Raw genomic sequence first — 22,234 nt, 5'->3', positions numbered from 1 at the left:
GCAAACAAGCGGTGGTTTTTTTGAAAATTTCCAAAATCCCACCGCTTGTTTTATTCACGCTCATCGCTTCCCACAAACGCCCGCCGCCAGTCGTTTGGGGTGATTTGGTAACGGGTTTTGAAATGTTGGCGGAAACTGACGGTATTTTGAAAACCTGCCTGTTCGCTGATTTGCTCAATGGATAATGAGGTATTTTCTAATAATGCAAGGCTGTTTTGTAGGCGGAGATGAATAATCCATTGGGTCAAACTCGTGCCAGTCGCCTTTTGAAAATGGCGGGTAAAGGTGCGGCGGCTCATTGCCAGTTGTTCGGCGAGTTCGTCAATGCGGTAGCAAGCGGTCGGATTTTGCTGAATTTTGGCAAGCAGTTGGTTGATTTGTTGGTCTTTGCTCACAATCGGCAGGGGCTGGTCAATAAATTGTGCCTGTCCGCCCTCACGGTGGGGCGGAACGACCATCATTCGTGCGATTTTATTGGCGACACGGCTGCCGTGAAATTTCCGCACGATATAAAGACAACAATCCAAACTCGCCGCCGTGCCAGCCGAAGTAATCAGCCGATTTTCGTCCACATAAAGGGCGTTGGTATCCAGCCGAATGTTCACAAAACGCTGGCTGAAATCGCTTTCGGCAAACCAGTGGGTCGCCGCTTTTTTGCCGTCCAGCAAGCCTGAATACGCCAACGCATAAGTGCCGTAGCACAAACCGACCACCATTGCCCCACGTGCGTGGGCTTGGCGTAGGGCGTGCTGCACCTCGGGCGTGGGCGGTTCGTTGATATCGTGCCAACCTGCCACAATCAGCATATCCATTTGTTCGGCAAGGGATAAATCCCCATCGCAGGGCAATGTGGGCGATTGGTCGGGCGAGGCGTTGAGAATGAAAAGCTCAAACCATTTTTCGGCGTAAAGGTCGCCAAACACCATTTGTGGCACGGCAAATTGAAACAGATTGACTTTGGACAGCCTGCCCAAATACAGCAGACCGATTTTCGGACAATTTGGCATAAATTTTCCCACTCTTGAAATTTTGACCCAATTCTTTCGTTAAATGGCTTAAATGTCAATTTTTTCTCGGTATGATTTTTGTGATAATAGCGTCCGTTCCGCAACAAGCGGTTAGTTTTTCAAAAAAATTTACTAGAGGCAAAAATGACCACACAAATTCACTACCAACACATTCGCAACGCCACCGCCCGTTTGACTTATGCAGGGGTAACCTTCTTGATTGACCCATATTTGGGCGAAAAAGGGGCGTATGCGGGCTTTGAAGGCACGGTCAATAGCGAATTACGCAATCCGTTGATTGAATTACCTTTTTCCATCGCAGAAACCTTGAAAGGCGTGGACGCAATTATCGTTACCCATACCCACGATGACCACTGGGACGAGGCGGCTCAAAAACACTTGCCGAAAGATTTGCCGATGTTTGTACAAAATGCTGGCGATGCACGTTTAATCCGTTCGCAAGATTTCCAAAATGTGCAGGTGCTGGGGCAAGGCACGACATTTCAAGGGGTAACGATGTTTAAAACAGGCGGTCAGCACGGCACCGACCAGATGTATTCAATCCCAATGCTTGCCGAAATCGCAGGCGATGCGATGGGCGTGGTGTTTACCGCACCCAATCAAAAAACGCTCTATTTGGTGGGCGATACGCTTTGGAATTATCACGTTGAACACGCCTTGCAAACGCACCGCCCTGATGTGCTGGTACTCAACGCAGGGCAGGCAAAATTACAAGGCTTTGACGGCAGCCTGATTATGGGGCAAGAAGATGTGTTGCTCGCCAGCCAAAAAATGCCGAATGCCCAAATCATCGCCGTGCATATGGACGCCGTGAATCACGCCACCATAACCAGCGAGCAAATGCGTCAATTTGTCAAAGAAAACGGCTTGGAAAAACAAGTTGCCGTGCCAAAAGAGGGAGAAACCTTAACCTACTAATTTTTGCAAGCGGTGGGATTTTAGGGAAATTTTACCAATAGCACCGCATTTTGTTTTCAGGCAGCCTGAAAGCAAAAACAATGGCAAAATCGCACCGTTTTTTTCTAACATCTTATCAACATAAGGAATTTTTATGACTGCATTAACCACTGTCGTGAATTATTTAACCGCCCTTGATAAAGGCGACATTCCAACCGCTTGTTATCAGTCAATCAGCCGTTATTCGCTTTTGAATTTTTTAGCCAAATCGTCCAATTTTGCCTGAACGTTAGCTTTAAATTCATTGAATTTTGCTTGGCGTTCTTGGGCTTTTTGAGCTTGTTCGGCGGATTTTTCGATGTTGTGTGCATCGATTTCGGCTTTTAATTTTTCTGCGACCGTATTTTGTACCGCTTGCACATCAAAACGGGCAATGGTGGTGTCGTATTGTCCAAAGAAAGCGTCTAATGTGCGTTCCTCTTTTTCGAGGGCAAGCACTAAAATCACGGTGTCGCCATCTTGCATTTTATCGGTGAGGCTGTACAAAAGCCCTGCCTCGCCTAAGGTTTCGGTTGCGCCTAATCCGCTACCGAACAACGCCCCTAATGAACCGCCGAGCAATACGCCGAATGGTCCACCAAGAATACCGACCACCGAGCCGATTAAGCCGCCCGTTAAGGCTTGATTATTGGTTTCATCAGCAAAATCATAGTTATCTAATCGGGTGATGACACCATTTTCTTTTTTTAACAAAATAGCTTGGGCAAGTGCCGTTTCTGCCGTTTGGCGATAGGCTTTCAATTCACTAAACGCTTGAAATGCTTGCGGTTGGTTATTGAACAAAGTTGCGATAATGTTTTGTTTCATTTGCTTTTCTCCATTGGGTTAAAGATATGGCTATTATAAATTTCCAGCTTGCAAATGATTGCCTAATCCTAGAAAAAATTTGCCTGATCGTCCGAAATGATTAAAATACCGTAAAAATACAGGAGATAAAATGCACCTGCACACCATTGATCACTTGCTATGCCACACCAAATTATTCAATCAGCATAACCAAACAGTGATTGACGATTTGATGATCACCGCCTTAAAACCACCCACTTTTTTCAGCGATTTAACCGACCGCACTTTTGTTTCTTTTATTATTTCAGGTATGCAAGAGGTGATGTTGGGCGAGCAAAAATTTTTAATGCAGGCGGGCGATATGTATTTTATGCCGTTTAAATTGCCCGTTTCCCTGACCTATCGCATTATCGACAAACGTCCGCAATTTCTTGCCCTCACTCTAGCATTAAATGAACAAGTGATTGTGGAAACGGTGCAAAAACACCAGCTCAAAACGCAATCTTCACTGGTAACAGGGGTAGCGGTGGCGAAAATCAATTCGCAAATTGAAAATTGTTTGACACGTTTGATTGATTTATTAGACGAGCCGTCCAATTATTTAGCCTTGGCGGATCTTTATAAAAAAGAGTTGATTATTCATTTATTAAATACGCCGTTAAAAACGCATTTAATTTTATTTGCCAATCAAAATAGCCATTTGCAAAAAATAAAAAAAGTTTGTCATTATATACAGACAAATTTAGCCGAAAAATTTTCGGTAGCACAATTAGCCCGAATGGTGAATATGGGGGAATCGTCTTTTTATCAGCATTTTAAAATCATCACGGGTTTAACGCCGATCCAATATCAAAAATCAATGCGTTTAAATCAAGCACAAAAATTACTGGCGGAAAATCAATTTTCTGTCACGCAAACCGCCTACCAAATCGGATACGAAAGCCTAAGCCAATTCAGCCGAGAATATAAACGACAATTCGGAGTCAGCCCGAGGGAAAATGTGGAGTGATAAGTGGTGGGATTTGGTAAAAGTTTTACGTTTACGAAAAATGCTTGAGAGGATACAAGGTCGCAATGCATTGCGATCCCACGGAAGATATAAGCGGTGCGATCCTGCAAATTTTTTGCCAAATCCCACCGCTTGTCTGTCAGTAAATTTATCGGCTTTGTTTAAACAGCCACTCGCGGGCAGGAGCTAGCAAATAGGCATAATCAAACGAGTACATATGCTCGCCGCCTTTGTGGGTGTTGCCTTGTGGCACAACGGTGTTTGGCGTGAAGCGGATAAAGTTGGCGGATTTGTTTTCCGCCAACATTTTGGCGACCGTTTGATTTTGCTCGGCTTGCGGCAGTTTGGCGGAAAATTCGGTTTCGGCATATTTCACGCCGTTTTTGTTCATCAATCCAATCACTTCTTTCATACCGACCGAAGCTTTCGGGTCGGCGGCGGAGACGGTGTAGATGAATTTGGCACGGGTCAAAGGTTGCAACACATTGATGTCCCACTGGCTGCCGACAAACATTGAAGCGGCAAACAAATTCGGCTCAATGCTGTTGAGATAAAACGAAATCATACCGCCCATAGATTGCCCCGTGGTGTAGAGGCGTTTGCTGTCAATCGGGTATTTTTTGGCGATTTCACGCACCAAATTCGGGGTAACTTTGACTTGGTCGCTGGTTTGCCAATCATCGCTGGTGGCTTTGGTGTCGTAGGCAGGCACCAGCACAAACGCCGGATTTTTGGCTTGGCTTTCTTCGCTCGCCCAAATAATGCCGCCCCAGCCCTGCATCAGCGGTGCTTTCGCCCCTTTGCCGGCGGTGGACGCGTCCGCAATAAACATCACCAGCGGATATTTTTTGTTCGGGTCAAGATTTTTCGGCGTGTAGAGATTGTAGGTAATTTTCACGCCCGATTTATCCACAAATTCAAACACTTGGAATTGCGGGGCGATGATTTCACGCATTTTCAGCAATTCGCTGTCGTAAGATTTGTCGGCACCGCCATATTGCGTATCCCACGCAGGATTGGTCTGGCTGACGGTTTGCGTTGGCTGATTGCTTTGCGGTGCGGTTTGGCAAGCGGTTAAAAATACACCGCAAATTGCTAATGTCATCAACGATTTTTTCATATAAAGTTCTCCTAAATTAATGGAATGAATATGTCAATTTACTGTTCAGATAATACGTTAAAACCCCGTTTTTGTGCCTGCGCCCAATCTTTTGTATCAATCGTATAGATATTGACGCTGCCCGTAGCACCGCCGCACACGGCAGGATAAACACGATTAAGCTGCCCCTTACGCATTTGATAAACCGCAATATTTTGCAACTGTTTTTTCATTTGCCCGGGCGAAATGCCTTCGCCACCACACTGCACCGATTCATCGCTTTTGTAAATGTCCATGCGTGCGCCGTTTAAATCAGGGTTTTGTGATTGGCATGCGGTCAAAAATACACCACATATTGCCAACAAAAATAAGGATTTTTTCATTTAAAAGATCTCTAAAATCAAACAAATTTAAAATGAAACATTCAATCTTTTCAATGCATCCATCGCAGGCTGGCTGATGTGGTCGCCCCTTTGGGCAGATTTTTTATACCACGCAATCGCTTGATTTAAATCCGATTTTGTTCCAATACCATTTTCATAGCAGTAGCCCAACCAATATTGCGAAGTGATGTCGCCATTTTCACCGGCTTGTTTGAAATAGGCAAAGGCTTGCCTTTCATCTTTTGCCACACCCTCGCCGTTTAAATACATCAAGCCGATGTAGCGTTTGGCTTTGAAATGGCCTGCTTTATCCGCTTGGTAAAATGCATTTAAGGCAGCCTGAAAATCTCTTTTATCATAAAAAGCAACCGCTTGATTGAGTAATTGACCTGCCTGAAATTTATCGGCGGTCATCACATCTTTGGCGGCCTTGCTCTGCATCAAAAGCCACTCGCGTGCAGGGGAAAGTTTGTAAGCATAATCAAAGGAGTACATATGCTCGCCGCCTTTGCTCTCCGTATTATTAGCAGGCAGCACAGTGCCTTTGTCAAAATAAACGATGTTAATCGGGCTGCCTTTGGCAAGCAGTGCCGACACTTGGGCATTTTGCTCATTTTGCGGCAGTTTTGCCGATAAATTTATCTGTTCAAACACCACTTTGTCGGCGTTCAGCATTTGGGTCAATTCGCGATAAGTTTTTACCGCACCCAAATCGCCATCAGCAAGCGTAAAAATCCATTTGTTTTTTTCAAGCGGTTTTAACACATTGATATCCCATTTTGAGCCGACAAAATAAGAAGCTGCAAATAAATCAGGCTCTATACTGTTGAAATAAAAGGAAATCATACCGCCCATAGATTGTCCTGTGGTATAAACCCGATTGGCATCAATAGGATAATCGGCTAGCGTTTTTTTGACTAAATCCAAAGTCATCGCCACTTCGGGGCGGGTCGTCCAATCATCATAAACCGCCTTTTCGCTGAATGCAGGCACCAGCACAAACGCAGGATTTTTGGCTTGGCTCTCATCGGTTGCCCAAATAATACCGCCCCAACCCTGCATTAACGGCGCTTTGATACCCTTGCCGGCTGTGCTTGCGTCTGCCATAAACAGCACCAATGGATATTTTTTGTTCGGGTCAAGATTTTTGGGCGTAAATAAATTGTAGGCAAGCGTTTTGCCTGTTTTCAAATCTTTAAATTCAAGCTGTTGGAATTTTGCCGCCAACATTTCACGCTGTGCCAAAAGCCCGGTGTCGTAGGATTTGTCCGCACCGCCGTACAACTCCCTATCCCAAACGGTCGGCTGTGCTTCTGTGTTACCTGTGGCGACTGGCGTTTGGCAAGCGGTTAAGGCCGCCAAAAGAGCGGTGGTTAAAATCAGTTTTTTCATTGGTTTATCCTCCGGAAAATAAAGGGGATTTTAGCATAAATGAAAATGGTTTTCAGACGGCCTGAAAACCACTTTGCAAAATTTAGATAAAAAAACACCGCTTGAACCGAAATCCAAGCGGTGTTTTGATTTGCTATTCCACCCCTTCCCACCATTTTTCAAATTGAGGGTGATCATCAAGGTAGAACACTTCGCCGATTTTTGGGGTAAGTAACGGCAAGTTTTCTTGTTCGGCAGATTGGCTTAACCGTCTCATCGGCTCGTCCCACGCGTGCTTGGCAAGGACAAATTTACTGTTATGCACCGCCACCAGTTTTTGAGGATTTAAATCTTTTACCGCTTTAACTAAATCATCGGGCAGAAAATGAATGTTTGCCCAATCCTTATCATATTGTCCATTTTCCATAATCGCTACATCAATACGGGGAAATTGATGGGCAATTTCTTTAAAAAATACATCATAACCACTGTCGCCACCCACATAAACCGTTTTACTGCCAGTTTGCACCATAAACGAAGCCCACAGTGTTTGATTTTGTTTTAAGGCACGCCCTGACGAATGGCGAGTGGGCAAAGCGGTAATGGTTAAATCGTCCAAAGTGATGTCTTGATACCAATCTAATTCAATCAGTTGATTAGGCGAAAATCCCCAGCGTTCAAAATGCGACCCATTGCCTAGCCCTGTCACCACTTGCCCAATCCTATCTTTGATGATTTTAATGGTGTCATAATCCAAATGGTCATAGTGGTCGTGGCTGATAATCAAATAATCCACGCTGGGAATATCCGAAGGCTGATAAATATCCGCCCCCTTAAAAGCCTTTCCGCCAAAAGGTAGGGGCGTTGCCGATACCAACACGGGGTCAATCAAAAAGGTTTTGCTGTTGATATTGAGTAGATAAGACGAATGCCCAAACCAAACAAAATAATCTTGGTCTTTGGGCAAAGTGTTTAAATCGGTTTTAACGGACGGTATAAACGAGCGGGGTTTGACCCGCTTGTCGGCACCGAAGAGCATATCAAAGGTTGCTCGAATCACGCTTTTGTCGCTCGTGAGCATAGGGGTATCAGAGAGATTTTGAAATTTGCCATTTTGGTAATTGGGCGACTTTTGAATGCGTGCCAGCCGTTCACCGAGAGGGTTTGCTCCAAAAACAGGTAATTGCAGATAGGCGACCACAATAAGCACCAAAATACCGATGATGAGTAAAAAGAGCATTAGCATTTTTCATTGTTATCCAGTTAAATATAAGGGCGGTATGGTAGCATTTTTTGATAGGATTTATTTGCCTAATTTGATTGAAAACTTGCCTGATTGGATAATTTTTTCAGGCAGCCTGAAAACCACTTTGTAAAATTTGAAAAGAAAAACACCGCTTGTATGGCGACAAGCGGTGTTCTACATAATGTTCTTATTTAAAGTTGGCTGGTCTGGCAAATTTTTCTGCTTTGTACCAGACAAACAAACACAGCCACGCCCCGAAAATGACGATCAAACCAGCAGGTAAAGTGCCGATTATCCCTTTAACATAGCCTCCAATCGCCACTACCATCAACAAAATATGATAGATCACTGCCACGCTGATGACGGTCGTGATAGCAAACGCTCGCTTGCCTGATTGCAAAGAGGCATAAAAGCACCATAAACCATAAGGCACAAATAATAGCCAGCTTGTGAGCAGTCCAGAATTATACCCACCTGCGGAGATTGCACTGACGGTATGCACCATTGCGTTCATCAAAACAAAACCAGCCATTCCCACAGGCATCACATACAGGCGTTTTTTCCAAGCCAAATAGCCTGCAAGTGGGGCAACAATCCAAAATAAAGGTAAATTTGTCGCCACAATCAGCCAATCGTTAATGTTCGTTTGGCTTAATTGTTTCATTTCATTGGCAAAACCATAGGTTTGACCTAGCATATTGATACCGTATTCCTCAAAATTATGTGGCAGGTAAATGATACCGCCCAGCCAGCCGAGCCAATAACGATCATAAAAGCGGGACACCGATAAATCGGTTCGCATCATATCCGTACCGAACAGCAATGCACCAAGTGCTATCGCCCCGCCCAAACCAATCCAAGCCCAGTTGTAAAAAAATAAATCAAGCATTTTTACCTCTTTCAAATTTGTATCACTCAATATGGACGAAATTATAGCGAGTTAATTGATAAAAAATACCATCAAAATTACTGAGTTCTGCTATGATAAGCATACAAATTTTAAAATTTGTATTGTTAAATAAGCATTTGGGAGCAAAATCGTTATGCCGTATGAAAAACAGGATTTGAGGGTTGTCCGCACTCACAAACTCATCAGAAACGCTTTGATAGACTTATTGAAAAATCAAGCATTTGACAAAATTACCGTGCAAGACATTGTGTACAAAGCAATGGTAAACCGTGCGACTTTCTACAAGTATTACTCGGGCAAAAGCGATTTGGCAGGCGAAATGATTAAAACCTTTAAAAACAATTTTGCCGCCTTGCAACAAGAGCGCTTAACCGCGCCAGAATTAGTGCCGTTTTTTCAAAAAGCGAGCGATTTCTATTTTAATGAACGGGATTTGTTACTGGCACTTTGGAAAATCAAAACACGCCGTCATCATTTATGGGACGATATGCACCAAATGGCCGAACGCACTTTTATTGCCCACGCCAAAAATCATTATCCCAAAAGCGATGAAAGCGAATGGCAGTTTCAAGCCTATCTGTTTGCGGTAATGCTGTTGAATACCTTGAAATATCAATTAGAAAAAGGGGAAAGATTGCAAATGAAAACGCTTTTTAAGCAATATGAACAAATCATTGAATTGATGAAAAAATAGCTTTTCAGGCAGCCTGAAAATGTTTTGCATGCTTTGTAAACAAAAACACCGCTTATATTTCTATAAACGGTGTTTTATTAAACCCAATCACTCCACCACAAATACGGTTTTGCCTTTGGGATTTAAATGCGTGTTCATCACATTTTCACAGGTCAAAGGTAGAATTTGCGTAGGATTGAATTGCAATTTTTGCTCGGCAAGTTGATTTAATATAGTTTGTAATTGTTCGGCATTGTTTTGTGCTAAGACAAAATGCGTGCGAACTTGCTTGCTGTCGGCTTGTTGTTGAAGTGTTTCACTGATGTTTTCGGCAACCGACATCAGCAGTCCACCTTGTTTGACCACCATTAAACTGTCAGCTAGCGTTTGAGCACCCACCGTGTCAATAACTACATCAACCAAATCAATATTTTTAAAATCTTGTTTTTTATAATCAATAACTTCTCCCGCTCCCAATGCTTTAACTTTGGCAATGTCATCGGTGCTGGCAGTTGTAACAACAAATGCCCCTTGTGCTTTGGCAAATTGCACCAGTAGCGAGCCGACACTACCTGCACCACCGTGTATCAAAACCCTGCTATTTGGCTGAATTTGGGCAAAATCCATTGCTTGATAAGCCGTAACCCCCACCATCGCCACCGCAGATGCCTGCTCAAATGACACGGCAGACGGTTTTTTCGCCAACACATCAGACGGCACGATCACATTGTGGGCATACGAGCCAAATCTTTGGGTAGGCACTCTGGCAGACACTTCATCTCCCACACCAAAATCTTTGACTTGACTGCCTGTCGCCACCACCACACCAGCCATATCCCAACCCAACACAATCGGCATTTCAAAAGGATAAAATTCCTGCAATGCTCCTGTGCGTAACCATTTGTCAGCTGGATTATAGGAAGTGGCTCTGACCGCTACCAATACTTCATTGTCTTTTAAATCAGGCAACTGGATTTCACTTTGGGCAAAATGATTGGGTTCGCCATATTGTGTTAAAATAATTGCTTGGGTTTTCATAACCATCTCTTGTGCTTATTGATAATAGGATTATTATAACATTTAAGAAATTTGAAAAGAATGGTAATTTTGGGAATACTGATTTTTGGTTTTGGAAAATGGATTTTCAGGCTGCCTGAAAACCACTTTGCAAAATTTGAAAAGAAAAACACCGCTTGGCTGTTTAAAAAAACAAATCCAAGTGGCTTTTCATTAAACTTTTTGATAAATCAAATGCAATGCACCGCTTTTTAATACATCGTATTTGGATAATTCATAACGCGGTAAAACATTATTTTGATCGGATTGAAATAAAGAAATGCTGTTGGCATTGCTTTCTACCAAAGGTGTTTGCACCAAAATAATGGTATCAATTAAGCCTGCCTGCATAAAACTGCCGTTGATAGTACCGCCACCTGTTAATAATATTTCATTTAAGCCTAATTTTTGATGTAATTTATCCAACATCAGCACCAAATCTAGGGGTCTGTTTCCTGCAAAAAGATACGATACACCGATATTTTGTAAATAAAGCAAATAATCATCGGCAACCGTTTCGCTTAATATGCTGACAATGTGGCTGTTTTTTAAAGTGGGGTACTGAATTTTCATTTGGGCGATATTGTCTTTTGTCCAGCCCAATTTTCCATCGGTATCCAATACGATAAAAAAGGTCGTCTCTTTATCAAATGGCACAATATAATCATCTCGTGTAATGGTTTTTCCCTTAAATTCATCGGTATTTACCTTATGATAATGAGTAAAATTTTCATCAACCGACACGCGTCCTGTAATGCCATTTTTCATTTGTTTGAAATAAATATCAAATAATTCATAATAATCGGCGATATAAGGTTCGCATTGCGGATTGTTTAAATAATTGCCACTGACTTTGCCGTCAATAGATGTGGTCATATGACAATAAAGATGATAAGGTTTCATAGTTAATACTCTTAAAAGTTTATTTTGCAAAATTTAGATAAAAAAACACCGCTTGTTTTGTTTTAAAATGCAATCCAAGCGGTGTTTTTATAATAACTTTGTAAGCCTTAGGCTAGGTGATACAAATGATTGAATTGCGGGTCAAGCAAACTCAATGTGAATTGTTCGTGATCGACCAAGCCCACCACCTTGTCGCTGGCATAGAGCTGGTACAAAAAGTCTGCCATCTCTTCGGCGGTATTAAATTTACTGAAATAAATGCTGTCATCGCCATAGGTAACGGTTTCGTCCTGCATCGCAGTTTTGGCAAAATCGGTTTTGGTGCTGGCTGGGGCAAGCACTTTGACTTGCAATTTTGCCCCTGTCATTGCCATTTCGTGAGCCAAGCCCTCGCTAAATGCACTGACAAAATATTTTGTCGCACAATAAGAGGTCGCAAGCGGAGCAAGGTTGTAGCCTGCACCCGATGAAATGTTGATGAGCTTTGCCCCGTCCACATCAGCAAAATCTTTGACAAACAAAATGGACAACACGGTCAGAGCCTCGACATTGAGTTTAATCATACTCAAAACGCGGCTGATATCGTGTTCTTTTACCGTTTCCAAAATGCCGAAACCTGCGTTGTTAATCCAAGTTTCAATCGGGTATTGGGTCAAGTCTTGATACAATTTGGGCAATTCTTCAATTTGGCTCAAATCAAAAGGCTTAACGACTACATCAATATGGGGAAAATCCGCCAAAATGTTGGCTTTGATTTCGTTCAACTGATTTTCACGGCGTGCCACCAAAATCAAATTTTTGCCTTTTGAGGCAAATAATTTAGCGCTTGCCTCGCCAATGCCGGCACTTGCACCTGTAATCACAATGTATTTGTTCTGCATAAGATACTCCAAAATCAAAATGGCTTGAAAAATAAGTCATTATTTTAAAGATTGACTGCCAAATAACGGTAGATTGATTTTATAAAAAACTTGCCTAATCCTATCATTTTTTATTTCTAGCTGACCTGAAACAATAAACTTGCCCAATCCTATTGAAATTAACTTGATTGTGCTAAAATAATCCACCTGATTTTAGGATACAGATGAGGCAAAAAATGTCCGATACCTTAACCCTGCTCGTCAATCAACTCATTGCTTATTTGCAGCCTGACGAAGTGCAAATGCTTGATAATGTCGGCTTGACCTTATACCGTGCCGATACCCCCATTTCCCGCGTCAGCTATGTGCAAGAGCCGTCTGTGTGTTTTATTTTGCGTGGGCAAAAAACCGTGTATTGGGGCGACAATACCATCACTTACGGTGATGGGCAGTTTTTGTGTTATTCGGTTGAAATGCCTCTTGTGGGCGAAGTTTTGGGGGCGAGTGCGGATTATCCTTATACAGGCATTCAGATGAAATTGGACAATGCCACTATCCTAAATCTATTAAATGAAATAAAAACATTTCCACCAAATACCACGCAATCGGGCATTGAAATCGGGCAAGTTGATGAGCCTATGCTGGACGCTTTGCACCGTTTGGTGAATTTGGCGTGTTATCCTGATGATTTAAAAGTATTAGCCCCACTTATCCGCCACGAATTGCATTATCGTTTATTAAAAAGTCCGATTGCCCCTATTTTGGCTCAAATGGGGGCAATTGGCGGACACAATCAACGTATCAGCCAAGCCATTGTTTATCTGAAAGAAAATTTTGCCCACACCGTTACCGTTGAAACGCTGGCAGACATTGCCAAAATGAGCGTCCCTAATTTTTATAAACATTTTCGTCAAATTACCGCCATCAGCCCCTTGCAATATCAAAAGTCATTGCAATTAACCGAAGCGAGACGATTGATTTTGCTCGGACAATTATCGCTTGCCCAAATCGCCCATCAAGTCGGTTATGAAAGTCCCAGCCAGTTTAGCAGGGAATACAAACGCTATTTCGGTATCAGTCCCAGTGCGGATAAATCGCAGGGATAGGCAAGTTTCAGGCAGCCTGAAAACCGTTTTGCACAATTTGCAAAGAAAAACACCGCTTGCACTCCCCAAGCGGTATTTTGCCCAACCCAATTATCCCCCAATCATCTTTTGAATGGCATTATTTCTTAATCTAAAAAATTCCTGTGCCAATGCACTATCGGGGTTAAAACTTTCAAAAGCGTGCGGAACGCCATTTAAAATATGAAACTCGGTCGGTACGCCTTGACGGATAAGTTTGTTGGCAAAATCGATATTTTCATTGACAAACAAATCTAAGCTGCCCACCGCCATAAAAGTGGGCGGCAAGCCCGACACATCAGCCACTAATGCAGGCGAGAAAAATCGCATTTTATCGCTTGCCAAATCCTGACCGCCTTGCGAAGTTGTCCAGCCCAGCTGATTGGTGGCTCTTGTCCACACCAATTCCCCAGCAAATTCATTGCGATAAATATCGTCATCGCTCCCTGTGCGGTAGTCCAGCATTGGGTAAATCAGCACCAACCCCTTGGGCGTGTATTTGCCTTGCTCGGCATTGTAAAGTGCCAAACGGCTTGCCACCGTACCGCCACCGCTTTCGCCCATTATGATGAGGTTGTGTTTATCAAAGTTTAAATGCTCTGCATTTTCAAACAGATATGCCAAGCCGTGATAAGCGTCCAACATATCGGCAGGGTGCGGAGCGACAGGGACAAGCGTATATTCAAGACTAACCACCGCCACCTTATTGGCATTGGCGAGGGCTTTTAAGGCAGCATTTTGCTGATTGGCATTGCCGACAATCAAGCCGCCACCGTGAGCAAAATAGACCACAGGCAAGCGTTCATTCTGATGGTTATCTGGATAAAACACATACAAATCCACCGCCTTTTGCGTGCCAGTGGCAGGGGCGACAAGGTGCTTATCGGCAGAGATTGGCTCACCGCCAGCCAGCGATGTCATCATTTGGTCAAGCAGAGCAAAGCCTTGTTGTTTTTTGTCGGCGGTTGGATTTTGGTGCAAGTCGTCAAAAAATTGGGTTGCTTGTTTGACTTCGTCTGATGAAAACATTTCGAGCAAAAATTGATAGTCGTCATTGAACAAATGCGCAGATTTTAAAGCGGTCATAAAAACTCCAATCAAGAATGAAAAATTACGGTCTCACTTTGGGACGCACGGTTTTGGCGAATTTGATTGCCGACATAAGCCATATCAGGCTTGCCAAACGATACGCCCAACATCAAATAGCCATCAGGCACGCCAAGCGTTTCACGCACCACATCAGGATAATAAGCCAAAGCTAGTTGGGGCAAGCTGCCAAAGCCCCGAGCGGTCAAGGCAAGCATAAAACTTTGCACCAACATTCCCATATCCATCGCAGGATAAACATTGTCATCGCTGACTTTAGGCATAAAGAAAAAGGCACAATGCGGAGCATTATAAAAACAGAAATTCCCTTCGGCAAAGTCATTGCGAGCCTTCTCATCGTCTCTGGCAATGCCGAGCGTGCCGTATAAAATTTTAGCAGAATCCATCATTCTTTGCCCATAAATGCCGACAAAATTGCTGGGTTTATAATCAAAATCGGGGCTTGGCGTGGCAGCCTGAAACGCGGTCAATAATTTATCCGACAACTTGGCAAGCGTTTGCCCCGACACAATGTGAATTTGCCAAGGCTGAACATTGGCGGCAGACGGCGAACGCAAGGCGTCATCAAGCACCGCCTGAATATCGGCTGACGATAAAGGTTCTGGCAAAAACGCACGAATGGATTTACGGCTTTGAATGGTGGTGGAAAAATCTAGCATAGTGCTTCTCTCATTGAGTTTTAAAAGTGATGCCTATTATAGAATTTTACACGCAGTAAAAGAATGGTGGTTTTTGGAAAGATAATTTTTCATAAATGGAAAAGATAAGCCGTTTTTGCTAAAATAAAGCGGTCTTTTTTTAAACTGAAACCTATGAACCTCAACACCCTTCACCTCTTCGTTGCCGTGATTCAATACGGCTCACTTTCCAAAGCATCCGAACGCACGGGCGTGCCGATTGCCACCATCAGCCGTCAAATTTCCGATTTGGAACAAGAACTCAATTTGCAACTGCTTGACCGCAAAAAATCAGGGGTCAAGCCGACAATGGCAGGGCAACGGCTGTATGAACAGGTGTATTTGCCCCTTGAACAGCTGGGCAGTGCCAAAGATGTTTTGCTGGGCGAACAATGCCATTTAAAGGGCAGACTTCGCATTTCAGCCAGCCCTGCGTGCGAAACTGTGCTCGCGTGGATTGGTGATTTTCAGATTGCCTATCCCAACATTCAGGTGCATTGTACGCTGACCGACCGTGTGCAGGATTTGTTTTCAGACGGCATTGATGTGGCGTTTCGGCTGGGCAATTTGCACGGCGAGCAGTTTATCGCCAAAAAAGTCGGCACAATGAGCAGTAAATAGGTTGCCCACCCTGATTTATTGGCAAAATCAGGCACGCCCAACTCGCTGGCTGAACTGCAACATTTTCCGATTGCGGTTTGGGAGCGAAACGAAAACCCGACGGTTCGGCTTGGCAGTGGCAAGCAAGCGGTTGAAATACCGTATCTTTTTGCTAGTAATGATAGCTATGCTATTGAATATATGGCAAAACAAGGCAAGGCGATTGCCCAATTAGCTCGTTTTACGGCGGACAGATTGATCGCAGAAAATGGGTTGGTAGAAGTGCTTGCCGATGTGGAAAGTACCAAATTGGACATCACGATGATTTACGCCCAGCACCGCTACCCACCGAGTATTGTGCGAGCGTTTGTCGGGTTTGTGTTGGAGAGGGTTCAGGCAGCCTGAAACAACTTTGCAAAATTCCCGAACAAAAACACCGCCTGTATTGCGACAAGCGGTGTTTTTATCAAAAATTATTGCAAATTTGCCTGATAAAATTTCGTTAATTTATCAATAACTTGACTGACATATTTATCTTGGTCGTATAAATCCATATGCCCTGCCCCTTTTACCAAAAACAGCTCTTTATTTTTGGCATTTTCGGCGACATTGTAAATTTCTTCACTCTGCCAGCGAGAACCAGATACATCGCCTGATACCACCAAAAGCGGTTGCGTCAAAAGTTTGTCCACATTGTTTAGGGCATTATAACCCATCATATATTGCAAACTGCTGACGGTAAAACGATTATTGGCGGTCGGATAAAAGCCTCGCTCGGTCAGATAATAGTCATAGGCTTCTGCCAAATCTTTGGGTGTGTCGGCATTCACAGGGAACAACACTTCCATCAGTTTGACTTCACCGCCTTTGGCTTCAAGACTTCTTTGTTCATTGGCGGTTTTGATGGCGGTCTCTTTTTCAGGCAGGCTCATCTCTTTGCCGTCCCAAGAATGCGTGTAGCGGTGAAACGCACTCACGGTTGCGAGAGCCTTGACACGCTTGTCGGTCAGGCTTGCCTGCGCGGTAGCCGGCACAAATACCCAACAGTGCGATTTTATCTTTATCCACATAAGGCAAAGCCGTCAGATAATCCACCGTGGCGTGAAAATCACCAATGCGGTTTTCAGGCTTTTCCAAACGGCGTGGCAAGCCGCCGCTTTCGCCTTGGTAAGATGCGTCAAAAGCAATGGCGACAAAGCCGTTTTCCGCCAAAAGTTTCGCATACAAACCCGACGCTTGCTCTTTCACGCCACCGCCGGGGTGTCCGACAATAATCGCAGGATAGCGTTTGTCTTTATCAAAATTTTGGGGGAAATACACATTGCCCACCATCTCGATGCCGTTATTGTTGTAACGCACTTTTTGCATATTTGGGGCAATGGATTTTCTGTGTGCTTCGGAATAAATTTTGCCCTGCTCAATGCTGATGCCGTAAATATTCACCGTTGCCGACTGAGTTTGTGCTGAAGCGGACTTGTTTGCGGTGCTGTTTGCAAATACGGCAGTATTCATAGCCAATGCTCCCAAAAGTGCGGTAGAAATCACGCTGGTTTTAAAAAACTTGTTCATCAGAACCCCTTATAAAATTGAAAAATAAAATTACCGAACTGATGTGCGTATTATACGGATTAAGATTGTTTTGATAATGCAGCCAAAAATGAATTCAATGGCTTGAAATTTTGAACAATCCCTTTCAGACGGCCTGAAAAAATCTTGCAAAACGGCTGTTATTTTTACATAATAGATACAAATCATAGCTATTTTTTCGGAGGAAAAAATGACCGCCACCGCAAAATTATTTTGGACTGGCAATTCCCAAGCCGTGCGATTGCCCAAAGAATTTCGCTTTGAAGGCAAGGAAGTCCGCATTTTCAAGCAGGGAAATCAAGTGATTATTGAGCCGATTGCGGACGATTGGGATTGGGTCAATGATTTGGAGCCGTTTGACGACACAATGGAACACGCCATTTTGGAACTAAAAAACGATGTGCCGCAAGAGCGGGATTGGAGCGTTTTTGAATGAAATATTTGCTGGATACCAATGTCATCATCGCTTTTCAAAAACAACATCAAGGCTTGTTGGCACAAATGAAAAAGCATTCGGTCAGCGATTTTGCTTTGTCCAATATTGTGTTATTTGAATTGGCATTTGGGGCGTACAACAGCCAAAAAGCAGATGAAAATTTGCATAAATTAAGCCGATTACGCTTTCCCACTTTGCATTTTAACAGCCAAGACGCTTATCACGCAGGCAAAATCCGTGCCACTTTACAGCAAAAAGGCACACCAATCGGTGCGTATGACACGCTGATCGCAGGTCAAGCCATTGCCCAAAACTTAACTTTAATCACCCGCAATACCAAAGAATTTGAGCGGATTGACGGCTTGAAATTGGAAAATTGGCTACGCTGACAATGCACGAACATCACGACTGGCGGCTGTTTTTATCGCTTGCCCACACCCAAAGTTTTACCAAAACCGCTCACCAGCTGGGCTTGGCTCGTTCATCTGTATCGCAAGCGGTCGGGGGCTTGGAACAAAAATTGGGCGTACGCCTGTTTCACCGCACCACCCGCCAAGTGGCTTTAACGGACGCAGGACAAGCCTTATTTGACCGCATCTCGCCCCTGTTTGCCGAAATTGACAGCCATATCAATGAAGTATTGAACCTGCAAAACGAACTGCGTGGCATGCTCCGCATTAACGGTACGCCCAATTCCATATATTTGCTGTGGGATAAATTTCGTCAATTTGGCGAACAAAATCCCGATGTGGTATTGGAACTGGCTTGCGACATCCGGTTTGTAGATATTGTCAAAGAAAAATTTGATGCCGGTATCCGCACGGGCGATGTATTAAATCAAGATGTGGTGGCGGTGAAAATTTCTGATGAAAATACTATGTGTTACGTGGCAAGCCCTGCCTATTTTGCCAAATACGGCACGCCCCAAACGCCGCAAGATTTGACCAGGCACAATTGTGTGCAAATGCGTCTGCCGACTTACGGCGGTCTTTTGGATTGGCAATTTCGCCCGCCGCAAACAGGCGAAGCGTTCACGCAAAAGGTCACAGGAAAGTGGATTGTAAATGATATACAAATGCTGATTTTATCGGCATTGGACGGTGCGGGTTTGGTGTGGATTGAACGGGCTTTGGTGCGTGAATTTTTAGAAAACGGGCGGTTGATTAGCGTGCTGGATGATTTTGCGATGATTTATCCGCCCGATTATCTGTATTATCCCAACCGCCAAATTTCGCCCACATTGCGGGCATTGGTGGATTTTTTAAGGGTTTAGGCTTTCAGGCTGCCTGAAAGCCCAAAATGCCGTCTGAAAGTGTGAGCCGCTTTCAGACGGCATTAAGCATTTTTTCTGCTTCTATTCATCATTGGCTTTATGTTACGATGATTAACAATTACTTAACCTTACATTTAATATGATGAACTATACCGAATCTGCGATTGAGCAAAAATTTATCCGAAAACTGATCGACTTGAAATATACGCACCGCCCCGATATTCAAGATAAAAAAACATTGGAACAGAATTTCCGTGAGAAATTTGAAAAGCTCAACCGTGTGCGTTTAACCGACAGTGAATTTGAACGCTTGAAGCTGGAAATCATCACGCCCGATGTCTTTGCCGCTGCCAAAATTTTGCGTGAAACCAATACTTTTATCCGTGAAGACGATACGCCGCTGAATTACACGCTGGTCAATATCAAAGACTGGTGCAAAAACGATTACGAAGTCATCAGCCAATTACGTATCAATACCGAAAGTAGTCATCATCGCTATGATGTGATTTTGCTGATTAACGGCATTCCCGTGGTGCAGATTGAGCTGAAAACCCTGCAAATTCCGCCCAAAAAAGCCATTGAGCAAATCATTGAATATAAAAATGATACTGGCAACGGTTACGGCAACAGCCTGCTGTGTTTTATGCAGCTTTTCATTGTCAGCAACGAAAGCAGCACCTACTATTTTGCCAACAATCAAAACAAACATTTTGCCTTTGCAGCCGATGAACGATTTTTGCCCGTGTATCGTTTTGCCGATGAAGCCAATCGAAAAATCAACCATTTGAGCGACTTTGCCGACAAATTTCTGGAAAAATGCACGTTGGGCAGAATGATCAGCCGTTATATGGTGCTGGTGGCAAGCGAGCAGAAACTGCTGATGATGCGACCGTATCAGATTTACGCCGTCAAAGCGATTGTGGACTGCATTCACGAAAATCGCGGCAACGGTTATATCTGGCACACCACAGGGTCGGGTAAAACGCTGACTTCATTTAAAGCCTCTACTCTGCTCAAAGACAATCCCGATATTGACAAATGCCTGTTCGTGGTGGACAGAAAAGACCTAGACCGCCAAACTCGGGAAGAATTCAACCGCTTTCAGCAAGGCTGCGTAGAAGAAAACACCCATACGCACACTTTGGTGAACCGCCTGTTGTCTGATGATTATGCCGACAAAGTCATCGTAACCACCATTCAAAAATTAGGCTTGGCACTCAAAGAAAACGGGGCTTATCGCACTCAATTAGGCAGCCTGAAAAACAAACGCATGGTATTTATTTTTGACGAATGCCATCGCAGCCAGTTTGGCGAAAATCATCAGGCGATTAAAACCTTTTTCCCCAATGCCCAATTATTTGGTTTTACAGGAACGCCGATTTTTGAAGAAAATGCCAGCTACAAACGCATTGACGGCACAGACGCGTCTTATCAAACCACCGAAGATATTTTTGAAAAGCAGCTGCACGCCTACACCATTACCAATGCCATTGACGACGGCAATGTATTGAAATTCCATATTGACTATTACAGAACTGAGGGCAATAAAGGCGTATCGGCACACCACCCTGTAACCAAACAGGCGATTGTGGATTCCGTTTTAAGCAAACACGACGCCGCCACAGACAGCCGCCGTTTTAATGCCATTTTCGCCACCGCCTCCATCAATGACGCGGTGGAATATCAGCGTATATTTAAAGAAACGCAAGCAAAATTACAGGCAGCCAACCCTGATTTCGTGCCGCTCAATATCGCTTGCGTCTTTTCTCCACCGGCCGAGGGCAATAAAGACATCGCCCAAATTCAGGCGGATTTGCCGCAAGAAGAACAGGACAACAAAAATGACCCGAACGGCAAAAAAGCTGCCTTAAAAGCCATTATTGACGATTACAACCGTCAATACCGCACCAACCACAGTATCAACGAATTTGACTTGTATTATCAGGATATTCAAAAACGGATTAAAGACCACCAATATCCCGACAAAGATTATCCGCACCAAGACAAAATTGACATCACCATTGTGGTGGATATGCTGCTGACAGGCTTTGACAGCAAATATTTAAACACGCTGTATGTGGATAAAAACCTGAAATATCACGGTCTGATTCAGGCATTTTCCCGCACCAACCGCGTTTTGAATGCCGCCAAACCCTACGGCAATATTTTGGATTTTCGCGGGCAACAGACACAGGTTGACGAAGCCATCAAACGCTTTTCGGGGCAAGACCAAGACCGTGCCAAAGAAATCTGGATTGTCGATCCTGCCGAAACCGTGATGGACAAACTGCAACAAGCGGTGAGCAGGCTGCAAGACTTTATGTCTGCACAAGGTCTGGCGTGCGAACCGTCCGAAGCCTACAATCTCAAAGGCGACACCGCACGGGCAGGCTTCATCAACCTGTTCAAAGAAGTGCAACGCTGCAAAACCCAGCTTGGGCAATATACCGATTTAAGCGAAGAACAGCGGCAAGCCATCGAATCCATTTTGCCGAATGACACGCAACGTGCTTTCAAAGGTGTATATCTGGATATGGCGCAGCAAATCAAATCGCAAACGGCACAAGAAAAAACACCGCTTGCACCCGAATTGGAACAACTTGATTTTGAATTTGTACTGTTTTCATCGGCGGTGATTGATTACGACTACATTATGAAGCTGATTGCCGACAACAGCGGCAAGCCAAAAAAACAGCAGATGAGCCGTAAACAGCTGGTTGAACTCATTGCCGCCAGCAGCGATTTGATGGAAGAAAAAGACGACATCATCGCCTATATTGACAGCCTGAAAGCAGGCGAAGCCCTGAACGAAAAAGAAGTCAAAGCAGGTTATCAGGCATTCAGACAGGAAAAAAACAATGAAAAACTGATCGCACTTTCGCAAAAACACGGCATTGCAAGCGAAACCTTATCCGCTTTTGTGAGCGAAATTTTAGAGCGAATGATTTTTGACGGCGAAAAACTCACCGACTTGCTTGAACCTTTAGAGCTTGGCTGGAAAGACCGCCGTGTTAAAGAATTGGCGTTGATGGAAGACCTTGTGCCATTGCTTAAAAATATGGCAAACGGCAAAGAAATTTCAGGCTTGAAAGCGTATGAATAGGCAGTGAGTTTTTTTCAGGCAGCCTGAAAAGATATTAAAGAGAGTA

At 43.8% G+C, this 22,234-nt stretch carries 23 protein-coding genes and 1 pseudogene; 10 read left to right on the top strand and 14 right to left on the bottom strand.

The features are described from left to right. Window positions 1-50 precede the first annotated feature (50 nt). Window positions 51-1,007 (bottom strand): GlxA family transcriptional regulator, encoded by a 957-nt coding sequence (locus tag C228_RS0102480; RefSeq protein WP_018651132.1) that lies wholly within the window; start codon window positions 1,005-1,007, stop codon window positions 51-53. Between the two features lie 144 nt (window positions 1,008-1,151). Between C228_RS0102480 and C228_RS13215 the strand changes: the two genes are divergently transcribed. Together C228_RS13215 and C228_RS14990 are read left to right on the top strand one after the other, a co-directional pair. After that, window positions 1,152-1,946: an MBL fold metallo-hydrolase gene (locus C228_RS13215; RefSeq protein WP_018651131.1), complete on the top strand. Its 795-nt coding sequence runs from the start codon at window positions 1,152-1,154 to the stop codon at window positions 1,944-1,946. Window positions 1,947-2,079: 133 nt separating this feature from the next. Continuing rightward, complete coding sequence (locus C228_RS14990; protein ID WP_281109855.1) at window positions 2,080-2,211, top strand: hypothetical protein; 132 nt, start codon at window positions 2,080-2,082, stop codon at window positions 2,209-2,211. Here the strand turns inward: C228_RS14990 and C228_RS0102465 are convergent. Beyond that, entirely contained in the window at window positions 2,166-2,792 is a 627-nt protein-coding gene (locus tag C228_RS0102465; RefSeq protein ID WP_018651129.1) for a DUF456 domain-containing protein, read from the bottom strand. The two genes, C228_RS14990 and C228_RS0102465, sit on opposite strands and share 46 nt — an antisense overlap. Window positions 2,793-2,922: 130 nt before the next feature. Here C228_RS0102465 and C228_RS0102460 point away from each other — a divergent pair, with 130 nt between their 5' ends. Beyond that, complete coding sequence (locus tag C228_RS0102460; RefSeq protein ID WP_018651128.1) at window positions 2,923-3,780, top strand: AraC family transcriptional regulator; 858 nt, start codon at window positions 2,923-2,925, stop codon at window positions 3,778-3,780. A 148-nt stretch (window positions 3,781-3,928) separates the two neighbouring features. On the opposite strand, the gene C228_RS0102455 is transcribed toward C228_RS0102460, so the two are convergent. From C228_RS0102455 to C228_RS0102435, 5 genes are all read right to left on the bottom strand, one after another. Beyond that, window positions 3,929-4,900, bottom strand: a complete 972-nt coding sequence (locus C228_RS0102455) for an alpha/beta hydrolase-fold protein (RefSeq protein ID WP_018651127.1) — start codon at window positions 4,898-4,900, stop codon at window positions 3,929-3,931. A gap of 38 nt (window positions 4,901-4,938) precedes the next feature. After that, window positions 4,939-5,262 (bottom strand): hypothetical protein, encoded by a 324-nt coding sequence (locus C228_RS0102450; RefSeq protein ID WP_018651126.1) that lies wholly within the window; start codon window positions 5,260-5,262, stop codon window positions 4,939-4,941. 27 nt (window positions 5,263-5,289) lie between these two features. Then, on the bottom strand, window positions 5,290-6,654 hold the full coding sequence (locus tag C228_RS14755; protein WP_018651125.1) for an SEL1-like repeat protein: 1,365 nt from the start codon (window positions 6,652-6,654) through the stop codon (window positions 5,290-5,292). A gap of 133 nt (window positions 6,655-6,787) precedes the next feature. Beyond that, complete coding sequence (locus tag C228_RS0102440; protein WP_018651124.1) at window positions 6,788-7,873, bottom strand: MBL fold metallo-hydrolase; 1,086 nt, start codon at window positions 7,871-7,873, stop codon at window positions 6,788-6,790. A 193-nt stretch (window positions 7,874-8,066) separates the two neighbouring features. Then, window positions 8,067-8,768, bottom strand: coding sequence for an HXXEE domain-containing protein (locus C228_RS0102435; protein ID WP_018651123.1), 702 nt, complete (start codon window positions 8,766-8,768; stop codon window positions 8,067-8,069). 154 nt (window positions 8,769-8,922) lie between these two features. Here C228_RS0102435 and C228_RS0102430 point away from each other — a divergent pair, with 154 nt between their 5' ends. Next, entirely contained in the window at window positions 8,923-9,483 is a 561-nt protein-coding gene (locus C228_RS0102430) for a TetR/AcrR family transcriptional regulator (protein ID WP_018651122.1), read from the top strand. 87 nt (window positions 9,484-9,570) lie between these two features. On the opposite strand, the gene C228_RS13205 is transcribed toward C228_RS0102430, so the two are convergent. The 3 genes from C228_RS13205 to C228_RS0102415 all read right to left on the bottom strand — a co-directional run bounded on the left by C228_RS13205 (window position 9,571) and on the right by C228_RS0102415 (window position 12,302). Then, a complete protein-coding gene (locus C228_RS13205; RefSeq protein ID WP_169334413.1) occupies window positions 9,571-10,500 on the bottom strand; it encodes an NADP-dependent oxidoreductase in 930 nt (309 codons plus the stop codon). A 192-nt stretch (window positions 10,501-10,692) separates the two neighbouring features. Beyond that, a complete protein-coding gene (locus C228_RS0102420) occupies window positions 10,693-11,421 on the bottom strand; it encodes a dihydrofolate reductase family protein (protein WP_018651120.1) in 729 nt (242 codons plus the stop codon). A gap of 107 nt (window positions 11,422-11,528) precedes the next feature. Then, complete coding sequence (locus C228_RS0102415) at window positions 11,529-12,302, bottom strand: SDR family NAD(P)-dependent oxidoreductase (RefSeq protein WP_018651119.1); 774 nt, start codon at window positions 12,300-12,302, stop codon at window positions 11,529-11,531. 215 nt (window positions 12,303-12,517) lie between these two features. Here C228_RS0102415 and C228_RS13200 point away from each other — a divergent pair, with 215 nt between their 5' ends. After that, window positions 12,518-13,387: an AraC family transcriptional regulator gene (locus tag C228_RS13200; protein WP_018651118.1), complete on the top strand. Its 870-nt coding sequence runs from the start codon at window positions 12,518-12,520 to the stop codon at window positions 13,385-13,387. A 90-nt stretch (window positions 13,388-13,477) separates the two neighbouring features. Here C228_RS13200 and C228_RS13195 read toward each other — a convergent pair whose 3' ends face one another. Both C228_RS13195 and C228_RS0102400 read right to left on the bottom strand, forming a co-directional pair. After that, complete coding sequence (locus C228_RS13195) at window positions 13,478-14,491, bottom strand: alpha/beta hydrolase (RefSeq protein ID WP_018651117.1); 1,014 nt, start codon at window positions 14,489-14,491, stop codon at window positions 13,478-13,480. Between the two features lie 11 nt (window positions 14,492-14,502). Continuing rightward, entirely contained in the window at window positions 14,503-15,171 is a 669-nt protein-coding gene (locus C228_RS0102400) for a nitroreductase (protein WP_018651116.1), read from the bottom strand. A 153-nt stretch (window positions 15,172-15,324) separates the two neighbouring features. Between C228_RS0102400 and C228_RS13190 the strand changes: the two are divergent. After that, a pseudogene (locus C228_RS13190) lies at window positions 15,325-16,194 on the top strand (LysR family transcriptional regulator). A gap of 68 nt (window positions 16,195-16,262) precedes the next feature. On the opposite strand, the gene C228_RS13875 reads toward C228_RS13190, so the two are convergent. Then, window positions 16,263-16,721 (bottom strand): alpha/beta hydrolase, encoded by a 459-nt coding sequence (locus C228_RS13875; protein ID WP_018651113.1) that lies wholly within the window; start codon window positions 16,719-16,721, stop codon window positions 16,263-16,265. After that, window positions 16,708-17,358, bottom strand: coding sequence for an alpha/beta hydrolase (locus tag C228_RS13870; RefSeq protein WP_050560371.1), 651 nt, complete (start codon window positions 17,356-17,358; stop codon window positions 16,708-16,710). The genes C228_RS13875 and C228_RS13870 overlap by 14 nt, the downstream gene beginning before the upstream one ends. A gap of 208 nt (window positions 17,359-17,566) precedes the next feature. Between C228_RS13870 and C228_RS0102385 the strand changes: the two genes are divergently transcribed. The 4 genes from C228_RS0102385 to C228_RS0102370 all read left to right on the top strand — a co-directional run bounded on the left by C228_RS0102385 (window position 17,567) and on the right by C228_RS0102370 (window position 22,188). After that, a complete protein-coding gene (locus C228_RS0102385; protein WP_018651112.1) occupies window positions 17,567-17,812 on the top strand; it encodes an antitoxin in 246 nt (81 codons plus the stop codon). Next, window positions 17,809-18,201, top strand: a complete 393-nt coding sequence (locus tag C228_RS0102380) for a type II toxin-antitoxin system VapC family toxin (RefSeq protein ID WP_018651111.1) — start codon at window positions 17,809-17,811, stop codon at window positions 18,199-18,201. Before C228_RS0102385 ends, C228_RS0102380 begins: the two co-directional genes overlap by 4 nt. Continuing rightward, window positions 18,189-19,085 carry a LysR family transcriptional regulator gene (locus tag C228_RS0102375; RefSeq protein ID WP_245552742.1) on the top strand — a complete coding sequence of 299 codons (897 nt, stop codon included), beginning with the start codon at window positions 18,189-18,191 and terminating at the stop codon, window positions 19,083-19,085. The genes C228_RS0102380 and C228_RS0102375 overlap by 13 nt, the downstream gene beginning before the upstream one ends. A gap of 139 nt (window positions 19,086-19,224) precedes the next feature. Next, window positions 19,225-22,188: a type I restriction endonuclease subunit R gene (locus C228_RS0102370; RefSeq protein WP_018651109.1), complete on the top strand. Its 2,964-nt coding sequence runs from the start codon at window positions 19,225-19,227 to the stop codon at window positions 22,186-22,188. The last annotated feature ends 46 nt before the right edge of the window (window positions 22,189-22,234 follow it).

The organism is Actinobacillus capsulatus DSM 19761 (assembly GCF_000374285.1).
GTDB lineage: Bacteria > Pseudomonadota > Gammaproteobacteria > Enterobacterales > Pasteurellaceae > Actinobacillus > Actinobacillus capsulatus.
The sequence above is the reverse complement of the archived record's forward strand: the minus strand, read 5'-3'. Positions and strand labels throughout refer to the sequence as shown.